The sequence below is a fragment of the Marinobacter sp. LV10R510-11A genome, assembly GCF_900215155.1.
In the GTDB taxonomy this organism is placed as follows: domain Bacteria; phylum Pseudomonadota; class Gammaproteobacteria; order Pseudomonadales; family Oleiphilaceae; genus Marinobacter.
Genome location: NZ_LT907980.1, coordinates 242,216 through 259,406, shown reverse-complemented (window position 1 = coordinate 259,406; position 17,191 = coordinate 242,216). Strand labels below are relative to the sequence as shown.

Below are 17,191 nucleotides of genomic sequence, written 5' to 3'. Positions count from 1 at the left end.
TAGAACAACACCAACTTGAATCCTTCAAAATGATTGCTCGTCCTGAGCTTGGCTACAGTTTCAAAAATAGCTTTATTGAAATTGAAAACACTAAATTGCCGGCATGGCTTTTTCCTCTTCAGCCCAATCCCCAGGTTCCACACCTTCATACTTGTCTGGTAATACCACCGAATTAAACACCTGCGCACACAACGGTTTTACCTTCTCAAACTGAAGTTCAACCGACTCATACTCGCTTTCGAGAGAGCCGGCAGAGCAATGAACAGCAATCATCCGGTCTCTGTAGAAAAAATTGTACTGGCGTATTTTCTGATAAATCACTATGCCAGCACGCTCCTGCAAATGGCCAAAATCCATGAAATAACCCGGCAGATTTTCAACAGACACCATGCCGTAGTCTTCAAGAACACCCCCGCTGGGAACCATGCTTTCAATCTCGCCAGGCTGCATCATTTCAGCCACATCTGAGCGAGAAACATAAACACCCTCGGTTTCGCGTACTTGCAGCATGATTAACCCCATGCCGGTGCCCGCCTCGCTTTTCCATTTTTGAACAATATGCGGGCGGTAACCTTCTGCGGCCTGCCAAGAACGCGGCACCTGCATTTCCAAAACAACGCCTCTAGACTTGCCAGAGCCATCGGTTCGATATTTCTGCCGAAATCCTTTTGCATACTCATCTGCGGGAAACTCGCTAAACCTGATTGCCAGCAAAAATTCCAGAACCGGGCTGTGAATATTGCCTTCACCGCGACTTCGAACCTCCTCGAGAAAGTTTTTGGCCATCTCCCTGGTCAGTGGTTCACTCTGGATTTGCTCGGTCAGCGCTATCTCAAAGGCAGAACGAAGATTTTGATACTCAACGATCCCTAGAGCCTCTTTCAGCATTGGCTCTACCTTGGCCGGGATGTCACCGAACGCTCGCTCGAATGACAGCTGGGCGAGCAACGCCTCCCTCGCAAGGTCAGGATAGAGGCGTGAAATTCTCTCCAATGACATCTGTTGGCCAAACACAAAGCCGTAAGCCTCTGAAATTCCGCCATGATTGCTACGATTCAGCTCAATAGAGTAGGCGTTCACACTAAAAAAGAGCGTCATCAGCCAGACGTATGCCAGAGATTTAATCATCACACTACTCACAAATAACCGATGACTTCGACGAGCACACCCAGGTTTGCGAGTACGCCCAGCCACCCCAGCACGGCTGCAATTTTTGCAAGAATTGCCCAGGCCTTTCGCCCCTGATACTTATCCACAGCACGCCATACACCGAGCAAAACCGTTACTTGGTAAGGGATAGCCAGTGCAAGAATTACTACAAGGGCACCTAAAGAAGGAACAATCCGTGTGATAAGATTGATAACCAGCCCAACCACGAAGCCATAGAGCCAGTAAGTTTTTGCTAATCCAAAATCGCCGTCTATTAACTTTGAAAAGAATCCTTTTTGCTCCACCGAGCTAAACCTATTTTCGATCTCGGGCATTCCTATCTCCTTGATCAAATAATCCAACGTCTATACCCAACGTGCATCCTCAGATTTTTTGATAGCTTGCCCTACGGAACCCTTGCGTAGGGCAAGCTACTCTCATTCAGATTTTCCGTCTGTTCCGTTCTCCACAACGCGCTGGTAATACCCATCGTAGCCAGGATGATATGGGCCCAGCGGAATTCCCTGGTTGCTGCTATTGCCTGCGGGCGTTACCAGAGCCCGGGCATGCACTGTTTTGGTCAGCGGAATATAGGTAGGATCAGCTCTTTCTACGGCTGCTTCTACTGCATTTACAATCAAGCCGATAAGGCCGCCGCTGCTGTTATTGTTGGGCGAGTACTCTGCCTGCAATCGCTCCTCCCACAACAACGCTCCATCAGCGGAAACCAGTTTGTAACCAAAATCGACCTGGGTCGTGGTGGCAAAAACCATATACTTGGCTGTCCATTCATGGATGGTCACGTACAAAATTGCATCGGCTTTAAACAGATTGGCCAGCTGCTCTGGCGGAGCCGCATGGACTTCCGCAGGCTCGTAATACCCTTCATACTCTAAAAGCGTTTTTACCGTGTTTACCGGGAAAACATAGAAGCCTTTCTCACCAAGGAAGTAAGGCAAGGTTGCCAGAACAGAAGTGGTTGCCTGAACATCTGTTACTTCATTCATTGGTGGAACCACCAGAATGGATGTCGGCTGGGCATCATGAAAGGCATTGAGCCGGTTAGGATCACTCGTTGTGGTGGCGCAACCAGAAGCGACTAACGAGATGAGTACAAGCAATGCTAGGTTCAACTTATTCATTGCTGCATCTCCAGGTTTTCGATGAGAATACCGAGCATCGGCCGGCTTTCTGGCCATCGTTCGTACTCCATTTTGTAAAAGTCGACAGCACCGCTAACATCGCCCTGTTCAAGCAGGAAAGTACCGGCTTCTGCATACAAACCGGGGGCAAGAGTACTCTGGCCGTTATGTTCCCGAACAAAGGTCAAGTAGTTGTTCAGTGCCTGCTCTTTGTATTCAGGTTCGTGGTAGACCACAAACAGCGTTTGCTCATAACCGCCCCAGTCGTACAGTTGCTTGTTCCCTGTTGCGCACCCAGTCATTAACAAAACAACTAACGCAATCGGTATTAAACGCTTATTCATAATTGCCTACCTTCAAAATCCGATTGCTGCCGGCACCAAGGTAAACTTTCTGTGTGAATACCACATCGCCGTCTTTTTTTAGCTCCACCAAGTGACTGCCATCAATAATACGCAAGCGGTTTTCACCAGCGAGATACTGCCCAACGCGGCCATAAGAGACACCGTCCACCTTTAGCTCATAAGTCTCAGCCAGAGACGATGAAAGCTCAAAAGCCAAACCCGGCCGATCATCAACCACTTGAGTATTCTGGGTAGGGGTCTGAACACAGGCTGAGAGCATTAACGCAAACACCGATACAAGTAGAAATCTCATTACTTTTGCTCCTTAACTTGGAGTTCGTTCAACTTATAGCCATCAATAGAGCCGCTGGTAATCATTGTTGCCGCACCTTGGTTAAGAACATCTTCACCAAACAAGCTCATAACGTTAATTTCAGCCACTTTCTTACCAGGCAAACTGATCGTTGTACCGGTAGTGTTAGACTTCACTTCGCGGCCTCTGGCTTCTATATCAAACACCATATTCGGCTTAACGCCCTGGCTTTCACCGCCACTGATGAACAACATTCCGTCTTCCTGAGCCAAAAGATCCGCCGTCCAGGGCTTATCCATAAACAGTCGGGTCATCTTATCGACAGCTGCAGTTACCGCAGCGGCAATGGCCTGATCATTCAGGCTGCCGTCATACCCAGCCGCGGAGCCAAATCCCATAGTGCGGGCATACTCGGTAGAAGAAGAACCTGATCCCGTTACCGACTCAAATACTCGGCCTGTTTTTACATCTACCAGGCGAATATCAACGGTTGCGGTTGCCTCTTGCTTCTTGGAAGACGACAGAAAGCCGCGTTCGCCAGTAGTGGCACGGCCAAACTGAGTAAGAGAACCGATAACCAGAGTATCCACGCCAACAATATCTATCTCTTGGCCCGAAAGACTTGCTTCTTTCTGCAGCAGGGAGACATCAGGGCGCTCAAACACCAGGAAGCTATCGCTATTGGTGAGTGCCTGAAGGAACATATCAGTCACCTTTCCGCCTAGCTTATCTTCAGCGTTCTGGCGCAGTAGACTGCGGCCATAGTTGGTTTCGTTGGAAAGACGGCCAACCGCTATTTTTCGCTTCAGTGCAAGCTGTTCCGGTGCCGCAGCTTCTTGCGATTCAAGCTGAGCCGCACGCTGCTGTTCCGCCGTCAAGCCTGGTTCCACGTCCTGCATTTGTGGGGTTTGTGTTGCACAACCGGTAAGGGTTAAAGCAACTGTCAGTGATAGTATTTTTTTCACAATCTACTCCCGTTCATAGTTTTACTCGGTAGTTTTGTTTTTTTACTTGCATTTAATTTGAGCAAATACTCATATCCTTCCCCCGATCAAGCCTAAAGAACGGCGTTTTATACTCCACCGTACGCTCGATGGGGCCGCCGGGTAGCGTGTCGTCTATGCAGGTTTTGTAAACGTTGCAATTCTCATAATCAGCAATTGCGCGCTGCTGGTCATAAACCCATTAATTACCCAATCTGCCAAATTAACTCGCCGGCGCAACTACACTCGAGCCGCTGCGTCCGCGTCTTTCAGATTCAGGCCTGGGCCGGATTCTCACCGAATCGAATTGCCAGCAAGTACTCAAGGACCGAGCCCAGACATAATCCCTTCCCTTAAAACCTGATCCATTTACCTAAGGACAATTCGTTGAAGCAACCTCCAATTCAACGGAATGACCAAAAATGTATTCGGAATCTATGTAAGCGCTGACCTTCTGCTGACACCATTTCAAAGCGAGATTTTGTTCTTTGTAGTTAACCCCGTCCCAGCATTGCTTAAGGTCATTGGCGCGATCGCCAGCAAAAGCTGCCTCGGATTTGGTAATGGAACAAGAACTGTAAGTGGATTTTTTGGAGCCATCAGAGTTTTCACTGCCACCGCAGGCGGTGAGGATAAGGGTTGTGGCGAGTACTGTAATAAGACGCTTCATTTTTCGATCTCCTTTGTCTCACCACATTCGATATGGGTGAGCTCCATACCCACCTGAATTTCCACCTGCTCTCCCACAAGGCACGGCTGCAGCATCGCTATCCCGCTTCTCAACTCCCTGTACTCTCCGTTCACCCACAGATCCACTGCGCCTTCTGAGAAATTGAGTACAGAAATTGACTTAGGATTCTGGCCAGGATCATTGGCCATAGCGGCTGAAGATAACAACAACCCGACACACAACACCTTGATTTTCATTACATTCCTTAGTTATGTCATTAAAAAAACCAAATTGACACCCAATTGCCGCCTCGCACTCTAACAAGTGCACGGTAGTTATTTAGCCGTCACCTGCAGCCCCCTCCTCAAAAGCACCCGCTCAAAGACATACAACCCATGAGGTACAAAATCGTTTTCTCTAACGAATCGATTGATCGTCTTGGACCTCATAGGGAGCGGGATAAACGAATCGACCTCTAGCTGTTTATCCCGCGCGATGAGCGGTGCGATATCTTTCTCAAAATCTAGCTCAAGCTCGAAAACGGCAGAAACACCGATTTCAAAGTTATTCTTTTCAAGGAAAAAATCGTAGAACGCAGATTTTACGGCAAGCTGATAAATGCTTTCGCCAATACCCAGTTCTTCGAGCAGCCCGCGTTTGAAGCAGAGTTCTATGTCAACTTTCCCGAACGGATCCTTATCTGTTCGGGAGAGCCCCTCGTTCATTGTGATGTGATACTGGGACTTGCCACCGGCCACTCTGGCCGACCTCTTACTCAGCACCACTTCCTTTCCATTTCCGCCGTCACAAATCAGTAGGCAATTCACGCCAAACGAGGTAAAGAATGGCCGATACTTTAAAAACGTATCTGAATTCGCGTTGGCGATTTCATGTCCGCGCTCTTTCAGCTCGTGATAGATAGAACGAAAAACTCGGTGCGTGAAATAATCTGTTTTGAAAAGATCAATCTCGACACCCGGGTTTCGGTGATTTGCAACCCAGTTGTCCAAATAGCTGCGTTTAAGCAGCCTGTTTATTGCGCTCAATTTCCTGCAACTTTCCAGGGTTGAGCGATACGGCTCCGGCGACTGCCCAGTTTCGAGTATCACCAGACCAACGCCTAGGATTCAGACTCTTTGCTCGTTCATAAACCGCTTCACGTTTGGCTAACAACTCTGCATCAACACCCTGGTGCCGTTGTGCGGGCGTCACGAAGTTGATGCCGCTGTGCAGGTGCTCCTCGTTGTAGGCCTGCTCGAACAACAGCATCCATTCACGCACGGTTATCAGTGATCTAAAGCCTTTGGCGGGCCACTTCGGGCAGTACTTCAGCGTTTTGAACAACGACTCTGAGTACGGGTTATCGTTGCTGACTCTGGGTCGGCTGTGAGACATCAGCATACCCAGGTCTGCCAGCCGCGCTTTCAGCGTGTAGGACGTCATCGGCGCGCCGTTATCTGAGTGCAGCACCGGTGGGTTTTGCCAACATCTCTCGCGTAACAGAGCTCGATCAATGAGCTTTTTGGCAAGCTCGCCAGACTCTGATTCGTGGATTTCCCACGCCACGATTTTGCGACTGTAGATGTCCATGATCAGGTACAGATACCAGTGCTGACCGCGCACCTCTGAGGGGCAATAGCTGATGTCCCAGCTCCACACCTGGTTCGGGCCTGTGGCGGTAAAGCTGGTGGGCTCAGGGACCTTGCGCGGCGGTTTCATGCGGCCCCGATGATTCACTTGCTGGTACTTTTTGAGCACTCGGTAGAATGAGGACTCAGAGGCCAGGTAAAGCCCTTTATCAGCCAGTCGAGGCACGATCTGGGACGGTGGCAAGCTCTGGTACTCCCGTTCATTGCAGGTGTCTAGAATGGCCGCTTCTTCAGCGTGAGTGAGCTGGTGTGGCTGCACAACGCGCTCCGCTTGCGGGCGTTGATCTTCCGCTACAGCGCCATTAGCCTGTCGCCAGCGCTTCAACGTGCGCTGACTCAGCTCCATCAAGTCGGCCGCCTTGTACCGGGCTGCGCCACTGGCGACAGCTTCGTCATAGTCGTTTAAAAGCCTTGTACGTTCGGTCAGCGGTGTTAACTGTCCTCGCTGTCCGGGTCCTCGCCGTACAAGGCTTCGAGCTTTTTTGACAGCACCAACAATGAGGTCGTTTCTGCCAGAACCCGATCCTTACGGCGCACTTCCGCTTGCAGCTTCTTGATGGTTTTGCGGGCATCACGCTGCTGCTTCTGAGCGGCTTTCCCTTGCCCTTCTTGCAGACCGGCACCGTGTAGGCAGGCGTCTTTCCAGCGTTGTACCTGCTCGGGATACAGACCTTTCTGGCGGCAATACGCACTCAGTTCAGCTTCGGACATAGACGCCGTTTCGATCACGACGGCTAACTTGGCATCAGGAGACCCATCGTCTCCAGCATTACGATAACCCGGCACAGGCACCCCTTGTTGTCGACACTGTTTTAACCAATTGTACAGAGTCACTTCGGATATGCCTTCCTTTGCGGCCACCGACACCACACTGCGGTTCTGCGGAGGTAACAACTTCTTCAACACGGCCGCTTTACGTTCCTCGGAATAACGTGGCATGACTGCTCTCACTCCGCCCAATCTGACATGAATTTAGGCGAAATCGCCAACTGGACAACTAGGCTGGCAGAGGGGGGTTTTCTTCTTCACCAAAGCGTGTAAAGCGGAGATTGAAAACGCCGTACTTCTCACCGTTGAAAATCATGCCCTCCACTGCGCCCAGAAACTTGCGCCCAACCAGTACACGGTGTTTATCAATTAGCGCAGGCAAATCCTCTATACCGGTGATTTCGACGAGGTCTTCAAATTTTTTGCCGCCATCGAACGAAGCGTCCTCATGGAATCCAGTAAACTGGGAATCCATATACCCCAGTTCTTTTTCTTTCGCCCGAAGCTTGTCCCGTAGGGACTTTGGCATATTGACGTAAAGACATCGTTTGTCCCCAAAACGGGAGATTTCCCGTGAAAATATATTCCGTTTTTCAAACTCCGGGTCGCCGGTCGCCAGGTCGACAACATTGATGGCGTCTTTCCGCTCTCTGTAGGCCAATATCTTCGAGCGAACCCGTCTGCGAAACCAGGCCTTGCGCACTGCGGAATAGGTTTGCTGAATGCAGAGAAGGATGACCGAGCCCGCCAACAGAAAAAACAATTCCGACGTAGCTTCGTTAGTAATCCGATCAAAAAGGGACTGAAGCATCTATCATTCAGCCTTACGCTCGGAAAAAGCGGCCTTTTCAGACAAAGGCAATGCCCGCAGTTTCAACTCAATCTCTCCAACTGTCCTCTGATTGCGCCGAATTTCTTTTGCTTGTTCATCAAGGTCTTTCATCAGGCCATCAAATTCCTTCAACTCCGGGGCAAAGAAATTGAGCAGCTTTTCGTCGTCTGCAATCACATCATAGATGTCTTTAAAAGCCGATTTGATCAGCTCACCGATTTCATCTTTGGTTGTCTCAAGCTCCTGTTCGAGCTCGTGCTCCTTGTAAGCACCATAAAGATCAGAAGTCACTGTTATTGCTGCACCTACCGGCCCTGCCCACTTCGTAATGCCACCGGCCAGTTTGGTGGCACCCCAAGGCTTGAATTTATAAACATGTCCGGTCATTTTCCCGAGAACATCGCGGGCAGCAAAAATGGATTTCTTGATTGTGTCTGGGTTGACTTTCGACAGTTGACCAAGCGCTTTACTGCCCATCTTGAGCGCATCCGCACTCACGCTGTTCAGAAAACTTTCACTTGAGTCCCACTGACTGCTAATTTCGCGAAACAGCCTTGCGGTAATCTGTGTCGTCTGATCACAGTAGGAGTCAACAAGGGTTTTAATTCGGGTACCAAGCTTGTAGCCGACACCACCCTCTTTGCTGTAACCAATCTCATCCTCTAAGAACACCCGAATATCTTCCAGAGACAGTGGCCGCAACTTGCCCATTAACTGGCTCTCCATGCTTTGGAGCTCCCGGAACAGCTCCCCGGCCAGCCGTTTGACCTCTCGTTGGCCCCGTTGGATATCGTCGTGAATCCGCCCGGACTCCTGTTCGCGCTGGCGCGCAAATACATCGAGTTCCGCAAGTTGTGCATCTGCCGCTTTTACTCGCTGAATCACCAAATCTGACACAACATCCAGGCCTGTTTTGGCTATCATTGAGTCGCGCAGGTTGGAATCCAGAATTTCGCCGGTAGCCTCTTTCAAATTGTCAATTCGCGACCGTTGCTTGTAGATATCCGGCTTTCCAAACCAGAACGGCAGGCCACGCCCGTTTGGATTGGATGCCAAACATACAATCCGCAAACGAGACAACTCGTCATCGTTCAATGAGATTGCCCGTTGCAGCTTTCCTTGTAGGGTCTCTGTCTTTATTTGCGCCTGCTCAGTAAACAAAACAGGGTCGGTAAGATCCGTTACTTCGTCCATTTTGTTGATAATAAAAACAGTAGAATCAAGTTTGTTCAGGTCCCGCAAAACCCATTTTACGATTTCATTGTGGCTATCCTTCAAAGGGTTCGTCGCATCGACAACATAAAGGATAAGATGCGCTTCTGAAATATACTGGCGCGTCACATCCTCATACATGACCTGAAGCCCGTTCACTTCTTTTTGTTTATCACCAAACAGCCCGGGTGTATCAACGATTTCACACTTTTCAGGCAAACCTTCAGGCGTATAAATCGCCAATTTATCGGAAGATTCATCCATATCGATGTTCATGTCCTCCATGACCTTACCTAGCCAAGATGCAATAACACTGGTTTTGCCATCTGAGAATGCGCCAAGCAACGCAATACGAAGAACATCATCTTGAAAAGAAGCCACGGCAGACCCGACTTTGGCCAGATCACCCTCGACCTCCATTCCGATATCTCCTAACTCTTCAAGAATTCCTTTTAAATCACCAAGAATTTTCAGTGTGTGTTGCTTCTGAATTTCAAACTGCTTTAGTTGATCCATAGGGCATCATCTCAATTGTGTTTTTCACGTGGCTCAACGCCGAAATCTGCTTATCGATGACTTCTAGTGGCGCGTCCAAACTCTTTTCTAAAACGTCGACCTGCTGAACAACGTCCTCTTCAACACTCTTGCGAACGGACTCCATCAAGGCGCTAATCTCAGGCTCTATGTCTGCAAGTTTTTTATCTCGCAAACTTTCAAATTTCTTGCGAACCTCAACTTGAGACTTTCGAATTCGGCGGGCTTTGCTCATAAACAGGTTCAACAAGGCCATGGCGAGACCCAAAGCTGCACCAACGGCACCACCAATAATGGTTCCCAAACCCGGTAAAAAAGTGCCAACAGCGGCACCGCTTAGTGCATAGCTGCCTATTTGAAAGGCAAAAGACCCAAAGTCACCCAGGCCCAGATTCCAACCCAAATCATCGGAGTGCTGAAAGCTCCAGCGTGATGCCTGATCAGCCCGGACTTTCTGTTGAAACTTCACCCTTTCAACATCTTCAAGCAATCGCTCCACGCTTTCTTCTAATTGGGACTGCAAACCACCCATGTTCTTTTCCAGGCTCGCCTCCAGCTCAGCCTGAGCGTCTTGGCTGTGTCGTTCAAACGCTGATTCAATCTCTCGTTTGATATCCGCAGCCTCACCGAAGTTATCCGCGACAATATTGTCACTGTCTTCAACCAGCTTATTAAAAAGCTCGTTATATATATTTCGGCGCGCTGATGTAACGAGACGCTCAAAACTGGAAACGGCTTCGGTAATGGCCGCTCGACACTTATCAAACTCTGGCGCGACCCTAGCGACAAACTCTTTATGAGACTCGAGGGTTTCTTTCAGAACGTTCAGATTTTCGGCAAGTAATTCACGCACCTTTGCCTTGTTGCTCTCAACAATATCTTCCCTGAAAGTCGACAACTTACCTGTGAGCACCTCGACCACAGACTCCATCTGACTGAACCGATACATGGCATCGGAATCGTCAAAATGGTTAAGGAAGTTACGTTGGTGACGAACAAGATCCGACTCTCTGTCGGGATGAACTGTGCTGGCACTAAGCTCATGATCAAAACTCAGAGATGAAAAACCGATGAGCCCCTGTACACAATGTCCCGGCAACAAAACATGTTCACCTAGCGCCGAAGCAAGCACTGCCTCGGTTTGTTTCAGAATTACACCTCCACTTCCTTGATCAAGAGATTCCCTGTCTTCCTCAAATTCATAGCTGTCCGCACTGCCGCGAACGTTAACCAGCGGGCATACACTGCTACCCCGCCTTAAGTAAGAGCGAATTTTTGCTGCTGTCGCTTTTTCGGGCTTTTTGTTGGTGCCATTAACATAAAACACCAAATGGGCCTTTGCGACAGCTTCCTGAACCAAGCCAATAAATCGCGACTCATCCCCCTCAATACCTGGTACATCAATCAGCTCAAAGATTTTACCTTTATATTTAAGTGCATAGGGCACGTTACCTTGGGTAAAATCACTCTTGCCAGTACCGATAATGAGGCCATCAACTCGACGAATGAGCGCCTTCTTTTTTTCACAATCAATTATGGATTGGGCAAGCACTGGCAAGCGACTACTGGCCTGTTGAACCACCTCATTCATCATTTATATCCCCACAACAATCAACGCGGTGGCAGCAAGTCCTGCGCCGACTAAGACGCCTAAAACCCCGGCTAAAATCCTCTTATTTTTTGTTCGAGTATCGGCTTCACTTTCTGAAATCCTTAATCGCTCCGCCGCCTCGCGCTCGGCAAGATCTTTACTTTCCGCTGCCTGCAGCTCTGCCATTTTCAGGCGCGCCTCTGCTTCACGCACAGCCAATTTTTTACTTTCTGCAGCCTGCCGTTCTGCAATCTCCAAACGCGCTTTTGCCTCCCGCTCAGCTAATTCTTTACTTTCTGCGGCCTGACGCTCGGCGATCTTGACGCGCTCTGATGCCTCATCATTCAAAATTTTTGCCAGTTGGTTGCACTCACGCCGAGCGACCGCCAGGTCATCAGCATGCTTTTGAAAAGCCTGAAGCAACGCTTGCTCTGCGTGGCCTGCGTGAATGTTAATTAGCTCGGCGAGCTTATCGACATCCCCCTGGTTTTGATCGATCAGTTGCTGCCTTGATTCTTCGTTAAACAGTATTCGGAGAGATTCGATGATCGTGCTTTTGCCTGCATTGGTTTCCCCAAAAAACGCCATAGTGAACTTCTCCCACTCGGCGTTCGTTTCAAGAAACTCTAGCTCTTCATCAAAACCTGCCTGGATCTCTCGGAGTTTCCCGGTGATATTGAAAAGCCGCTCCTGACCTTCTTTGTTTTCAACCTTCAAACCGCCAAGGTCTTCCATGGCCGATGCCATGTTTTTAGAAATATCACGATATAGCCGGTTAAAATCCTGATTAGCGTTCATCCAGTACTACTCTCCAAGTTTGTGAAAATCTCCCAAGCCACCGCATAATCCTCTTCCCGATCCGGCCTGAAGAACGGCGCTTTATACTCCACCGTGCGCTCGGTGGGGCCGCCGGGTAGCGTGTCGTCCATATAGGTTTTGTAGACGCTGCCTTCTTGTAGGTGCTGGATGTCTTCCCAGCCGAGGGCGGTGTTTTGTTGTTGGTTGTCGGGGGCGTTTACGCGGTAGTGGGTGCCTTCGCCGAGTTCTTTTTTGCTGGCTTTGCGGGGCAAGCCTACGCCGACCAGGCCTTTGCTGGGGGTGAAGACGATGCGGCCGGTTTGGTCGTAGTGGGTTTCGGCTTCGTACTGGCGCATGACCGGGAACTGCACGCGGTAGATGGTGAGCAGTTCTTGCAGGGTTAGGCCGAGGGCCAGGGCGACCAGTACGTCGATTTCTACCAGTGCCTGGCGGCGGGCGTAATCGCTGCGCAGGGCATTGTTGCGTTGCCAATCTGGAGTGAGGTTGGTGAAGAAGTCCTGGGGCAAGGCGTTGTTGGGTTCGGCGATGGCCCAGCGTTGCTCGCGGAAGCTGTCTTGCCAGTTGGATTGCCAGAGATCGGCGTAGTGGTTGGTGAGGCTTACCAATGCCAGCGCTCGGACATGCAAAGTCCCACGCTTGCGGTCATCCGTCAAAACAGGCAACTGATTGATCAAAGACGTATTCGCATGACCCATGCCTGTGCTTTTCACCCGATAATCTAATACCACTGACAACGTCATGCTGAAGTAGTCGAGCATGGTTTGTTCAGATTTGAATGCCGAACATAGGCAGGTGTTAATGTGCGCTGCGCCTTTTGGGATGATCGTTGTCATCAATGTACGTTCGGACGATGACCCGATCATTTCTCGATTAACCAATCGATAGTAATCGGTTACTCTTTTACGAATAAATCTTGGCCACTCTCCGTATTCTCCACTTCTATCAGCCTCCTCAGGAGTCATCTGTCCCCAATGCAAATTAACGATGACTTCCTCTTCCCAGGTCACCCTCGGGGTGCGGTCGCGGTAGGTGTCGGGATCGCAGGCGGGGACGTAGTTGGTGCGCGGCAGGTAGTCGTCCGGCAGGGTTTGCAGATCGAGAATATCGTAATCTTTATTACTCTTGCCCGTGGTTCGAGGGCTTTTGAAGAAAGGGTTACCAACGAAAAAATGCGGGCCCGATAGAACCCACTCCTGCGGAGAATCAGGGAAGCGAATATCCCTCTCGATGGTTCCGTCTTGTTGCGCGTTCGTTTCATGCCACATTTCCAGTGACAAATACTGCCCTTTTAGATCCCCTAGCCTGCGCGGCTGGGCGGCAAATTTTTCCAGCACGTTAGTCAACTGGCGAGCATGCAGTGCGGGTAACCGAGCCTCCAAGGGATCGGTGCCCGCTTCGTCATATAGCTGGGCGAACAGGGTCAGTTCGTGTTCGCCGATTTCGATAACCCGGTCACGGTGGCCGTCAAAATTCCATTTCACCTTGACGCGACCATCAGGTAGTTCGATTTCTTCTTTGATGCCTGGAACTTGCCCTTTTCCATCGTGTAGAAACGACATATCAATGGTGCTGGGGACAAACAGGTTCGAGATATTCTTAAACGCTGGGGGTTGCACCGGCCCATGAATATTAATGCTGAAAAGCGTTTGATTGTGAACCTCGGCAAACAAGTTCGCTTCATTGATAAACTGAAAATGTCCCCGTAGGCGGGGATAGAGCTCACGTCGAAACGCACCTCCCTTGGGGTCATCATAAATCCCTTCCGGATGCAGAAATCCACTTACGCCTTGCGTGTTCACATTGGCCCAAGCCACCGGCAAAAAGCACTTGTACAGGTTGGTCTGTACGCCTTTGAGCTGCGGGTAGTTCTGCATGGCGTTCAAAAACGCCTGCGATCCTTCCGCTTCCACCAGTTCGGCAAACCAGTTGGCCTCTAGCTGTGCATCGCGGGCGAAGGCGGCTTCGCGCTCGGCGGTTAGCTGCGTGGCACTGAGCTTGTGCAACACAAAACGTGGATTGTAGTCGCCCAAGATGCCGCCTTCCTGCCACTCCACTTTGCGCCAGGGCGGGTTCCCCAGGGTTATGTCGAAACCGCCGCGATTGGCGAAGATGTCGGCAAAGGCCAGTTCCCAGTGGAAGAAGCGGAACTGTTCGCCCAATTGATTGGCGATGTTCAGGGTGGCGAAGAAGGGCTGTTTGAACAGTTTGTCTAGGTTGAGGTCGCCGTGTTGGTTGCTTACTTCGCGGGCGGCTTTGGTTTCTTCGCGCAGGGTCAGTTGGTCGTCGTCTGCGGCAAACATGTCGTTTTGGGGTTTTGTGAAGGGGGACTCCTCACCCTCACCCTCTCCCTCGATCCCTCTCCCGTCTAGGGAGAGGGAAGAATGCTGGCCCTCTCCCGTCGAGGGAGAGGGTATGTTTGTCTCACCTTCAGAGAAGAGGCCTTCTTGTTCTGGAGCGAATTCGAAGGTGCCGGCGCTGTTTAGGATGGTATTCAGGTCGAACAGCCATTTTTGCCGGTCTGGCAGTTGGTCGACTTTATCCAGTGGCCAGAACCACAGGGCACACCAATAATCCATGGCCAGTTTCAGGCGGCGATAAGGCGATGCGATGCGGGCATTGGTGTTGAAGATGCCGTGGCGGTGTATGTCGTCTTTCTCGCGGGTGCTAATAAAGACTTCTTCGTCTGGCCCCTGTCCCCAAAGGTGGAAGTTGTCTTGAGTGCGTTTGCGGTCTTGCACCAGCATTTGGGTGTGTTCACGCCACAGGCGGTCGACGGCTTGGCTGAGCAGTTCTAGGGTGCGCAGTTCGTTGTCGTCCAACGGGGCGCAGAAATCTTTTTTCCAGTCTTTGATTTGTTTGAACGCTTCGGGGCGCAGCTGTTTGGCTACTTTGTCGTTGTAGCCGGCCATACCCGGATCGGGTAGTAAAAAGTGGTATATCTCACCGGCTTTGCGGCCGCCCTCGGCTGTTGGTTGCAACAAGGTTTCCGGTGGCAGGCGGCGGGGAGCATTGTTGTACCAGAGGCCGTCTTTGTGCTGCTTTTTCAAGGCACTGTTGGCGTACACTTCGCGGCGGGCGCCTACCAAACTGTTGCCGGTGAATAGCTGGTAACCAAACCAGGGTACGTTGTGGCCGCCGCTCAGGGCGTTCAGCCACAGGGACACTTCTGCCAACTCTACAGCGATAGGGTTTAAATCGACGCCGTATACGTTGTGGTCGGCGATGTGCATTTTTACCCGCTGCAGTTCGCGCTGGTAATCTTCGTGGGGTATGCGTTCGCCCAATTCCTGCTGTTTACGGCCCAGGTAGGCTTCGGCCAGTTGGTTTACGGCTTCGTTCAAGAAGGCCGCGCTGCCCATGGCGGGCTCGCAGACGGTGAGGTTTAGGATTTCGTCGGCAGATATTGGAGCTAGCTGCTCCCCCCTCTCCCCTAGCCCCTCTCCCGCAAGGGGTGAGGGGGATACATCGCCTAGGCATTCTTTTAGGGTGTATTTCACCAAGCTTTTGGTGAGCACTTCCGGGGTGTAGTAACTGGCAGATTTCTCGCGGTCGCGGCCAGCCATGCGGTAGATAAACTTGCCTTTAGGGTGCAGGCGCAGGCTGAGCTTGCCGTCTACTTTGTCGTATACCCGTTCTTTTTCATAAAATTCGTCCAACTGCTGGCGCGTTACAAAGTAGCCGGTTTCCAGCGAATCCGGGTTTATGTTGCTGCCTTTGGCGGCGACTTCGTAGAGGTCTTCGATGGCAAAAAAACCACGGTAGCTGAGCAGGGCTTCGTACACGGCGCCTAATTGGTTAATGCCCAGCTGGGTGTAACTCACACGACCACGGCGACGTTTGCCTTTGGTCGCGCGAGTCAGCGACATGGACTGCACCACTTGCTGCAAGGTGGCGTTGCTGAATATCACGCGGTTTAGCAACGGGGTTTTGGCGGGGTCGAACAGGTGGCTGTCTAACCCTTGCAGGGTGAAGGCGTTGCTGGCGCTTTCGCTCTCATGTTCGTTGCCAGAATGGTAATGGGTTGGGTTGTAGCCCTGATAGATCAAACCGAACATGCGCTGCAGGCTGTGGTGAAAGTAGGTGCCCTGCTGGCTGTCTTCGGTAGTTAGCCGCACCATTTCCAAATCGCGCAGGCTGTCCATGCTGTAGCCGCTGCGCCAGGCGCTGTGCTGGTGTGGCAGGTAGCCCAATTCTGGCCGTGCTTCGATGTAGAACAGGAACAGTATGCGGTACATGTAGCGCAGGCATTCTTTGGAAAGCTGGTCTGGGTCTAGCGCGCGACTGCCGCTGTAAATGCCTTCTTTGCGGTCTTTGGCCTGGGCGATCAGCTGAACGGTGGCTTCGTTACCCAGTTCTTCAATGGCCTGGCGCAGGGCGTATTTCAGGTCATCAGACACCGCGAAGGCGTGTTTGTGGCTGTTCTCGTCCAGGTTATCCAGTCGGCATTGGCCCTGCCCGGCTTGATCCTCCGGTGCCAGGCTTTCGCGGTGCAGCAGTACGGCGCTGGCCTTCAGGGTTTTGTCGTCACGGCGGCCAAGAATTTCTTCCCAATCGAAGCGCAGCATGCGGTTCTGCGACCATTTGTAGCGGTCGATGAGTATGCCTTGGCGATCACTGATCAACAGTACCCAGCGCGGTGGGCTTTCGTTGTGGGGCGAGTGCTGGCGAAACACCGCTTCGTTGAGAATGCTGTACCAACTGCTGTTACTCAGGCTGTCATGATGAGGGCCGTCGCCATAGAACTGGTTGCTGTGCAGGTTTAGAGAGAGCGGGTCTTCGCCATCGTTGTCGGCATCCAATGCACCAAGTACCCACAACTGATCGCCCAGCACACTGAGCACGGGTACTTCGGTATTAGGTGCTACGTCGCGGTTGTGCGGTTGCCAGGGAATACCCAGCACCGCCATCAGGTCTTTATAAAAATCCCGCTGCAGGGCGATGCGCGTTGTGGCACTGCGCTCGGTTTTGAGCTTGTGGCGCATGGCAAAATAACGCTGGTTGAGGTTGCGCAGGCCTCGGTGCGGGCTGGTAAAGTCTGTTTGCTCTTCGCGGCTGTCCCAGTCTTTTACCACCTCGGCAAAATCACCCTGAAACACTTCGGCCAGGTAATGGGCGCTGAAAAAGTCGTTATCGTTGGTCAGGCCAATAAACGTGGCGGCGGAATCTTGTACGACCATGATGTTTG

The 17,191-nt window shown here is 51.1% G+C and carries 15 protein-coding genes; all 15 read right to left on the bottom strand.

What is annotated here, in order from left to right:
- Positions 1–90 precede the first annotated feature (90 nt).
- Entirely contained in the window at positions 91–1,128 is a 1,038-nt protein-coding gene (locus CPH80_RS01370; RefSeq protein ID WP_096275266.1) for a hypothetical protein, read from the bottom strand.
- An 8-nt stretch (positions 1,129–1,136) separates the two neighbouring features.
- Positions 1,137–1,484 (bottom strand): hypothetical protein, encoded by a 348-nt coding sequence (locus CPH80_RS01365; RefSeq protein WP_197703588.1) that lies wholly within the window; start codon positions 1,482–1,484, stop codon positions 1,137–1,139.
- Between the two features lie 102 nt (positions 1,485–1,586).
- Positions 1,587–2,291, bottom strand: coding sequence for a DUF799 domain-containing protein (locus tag CPH80_RS01360; RefSeq protein WP_096275265.1), 705 nt, complete (start codon positions 2,289–2,291; stop codon positions 1,587–1,589).
- Positions 2,288–2,635, bottom strand: coding sequence for a DUF4810 domain-containing protein (locus CPH80_RS01355; RefSeq protein WP_096275264.1), 348 nt, complete (start codon positions 2,633–2,635; stop codon positions 2,288–2,290). The genes CPH80_RS01360 and CPH80_RS01355 overlap by 4 nt, the downstream gene beginning before the upstream one ends.
- Positions 2,628–2,948, bottom strand: coding sequence for a hypothetical protein (locus CPH80_RS01350; protein ID WP_096275263.1), 321 nt, complete (start codon positions 2,946–2,948; stop codon positions 2,628–2,630). The genes CPH80_RS01355 and CPH80_RS01350 overlap by 8 nt, the downstream gene beginning before the upstream one ends.
- Positions 2,948–3,913, bottom strand: coding sequence for a CsgG/HfaB family protein (locus CPH80_RS01345; RefSeq protein ID WP_096275262.1), 966 nt, complete (start codon positions 3,911–3,913; stop codon positions 2,948–2,950). The genes CPH80_RS01350 and CPH80_RS01345 overlap by 1 nt, the downstream gene beginning before the upstream one ends.
- Before the next feature lie 391 nt (positions 3,914–4,304).
- A complete protein-coding gene (locus CPH80_RS01340; protein ID WP_096275261.1) occupies positions 4,305–4,601 on the bottom strand; it encodes a hypothetical protein in 297 nt (98 codons plus the stop codon).
- Positions 4,598–4,858, bottom strand: a complete 261-nt coding sequence (locus CPH80_RS01335; RefSeq protein WP_096275260.1) for a hypothetical protein — start codon at positions 4,856–4,858, stop codon at positions 4,598–4,600. The genes CPH80_RS01340 and CPH80_RS01335 overlap by 4 nt, the downstream gene beginning before the upstream one ends.
- A 78-nt stretch (positions 4,859–4,936) precedes the next feature.
- Positions 4,937–5,647, bottom strand: a complete 711-nt coding sequence (locus CPH80_RS01330) for a hypothetical protein (RefSeq protein ID WP_197703587.1) — start codon at positions 5,645–5,647, stop codon at positions 4,937–4,939.
- Positions 5,622–7,189, bottom strand: a protein-coding gene (locus CPH80_RS01325; RefSeq protein WP_227520310.1) for an IS3 family transposase whose coding sequence is annotated in 2 segments (ribosomal slippage) — positions 5,622–6,701 and positions 6,704–7,189 — 1,566 coding nt in all. Because the reading frame shifts where the segments join, the coding sequence is not laid out codon by codon here. The genes CPH80_RS01330 and CPH80_RS01325 overlap by 26 nt, the downstream gene beginning before the upstream one ends.
- A gap of 58 nt (positions 7,190–7,247) precedes the next feature.
- Complete coding sequence (locus tag CPH80_RS01320) at positions 7,248–7,829, bottom strand: hypothetical protein (protein ID WP_096275259.1); 582 nt, start codon at positions 7,827–7,829, stop codon at positions 7,248–7,250.
- A gap of 3 nt (positions 7,830–7,832) precedes the next feature.
- On the bottom strand, positions 7,833–9,578 hold the full coding sequence (locus CPH80_RS01315; protein WP_096275258.1) for a LeoA/HP0731 family dynamin-like GTPase: 1,746 nt from the start codon (positions 9,576–9,578) through the stop codon (positions 7,833–7,835).
- Positions 9,556–11,190 (bottom strand): hypothetical protein, encoded by a 1,635-nt coding sequence (locus tag CPH80_RS01310; protein ID WP_197703586.1) that lies wholly within the window; start codon positions 11,188–11,190, stop codon positions 9,556–9,558. The genes CPH80_RS01315 and CPH80_RS01310 overlap by 23 nt, the downstream gene beginning before the upstream one ends.
- Complete coding sequence (locus CPH80_RS01305; RefSeq protein ID WP_096275257.1) at positions 11,191–11,985, bottom strand: hypothetical protein; 795 nt, start codon at positions 11,983–11,985, stop codon at positions 11,191–11,193.
- Entirely contained in the window at positions 11,982–17,183 is a 5,202-nt protein-coding gene (locus tag CPH80_RS01300) for a class I SAM-dependent DNA methyltransferase (RefSeq protein ID WP_096275256.1), read from the bottom strand. Before CPH80_RS01300 ends, CPH80_RS01305 begins: the two co-directional genes overlap by 4 nt.
- Positions 17,184–17,191 lie beyond the last annotated feature (8 nt).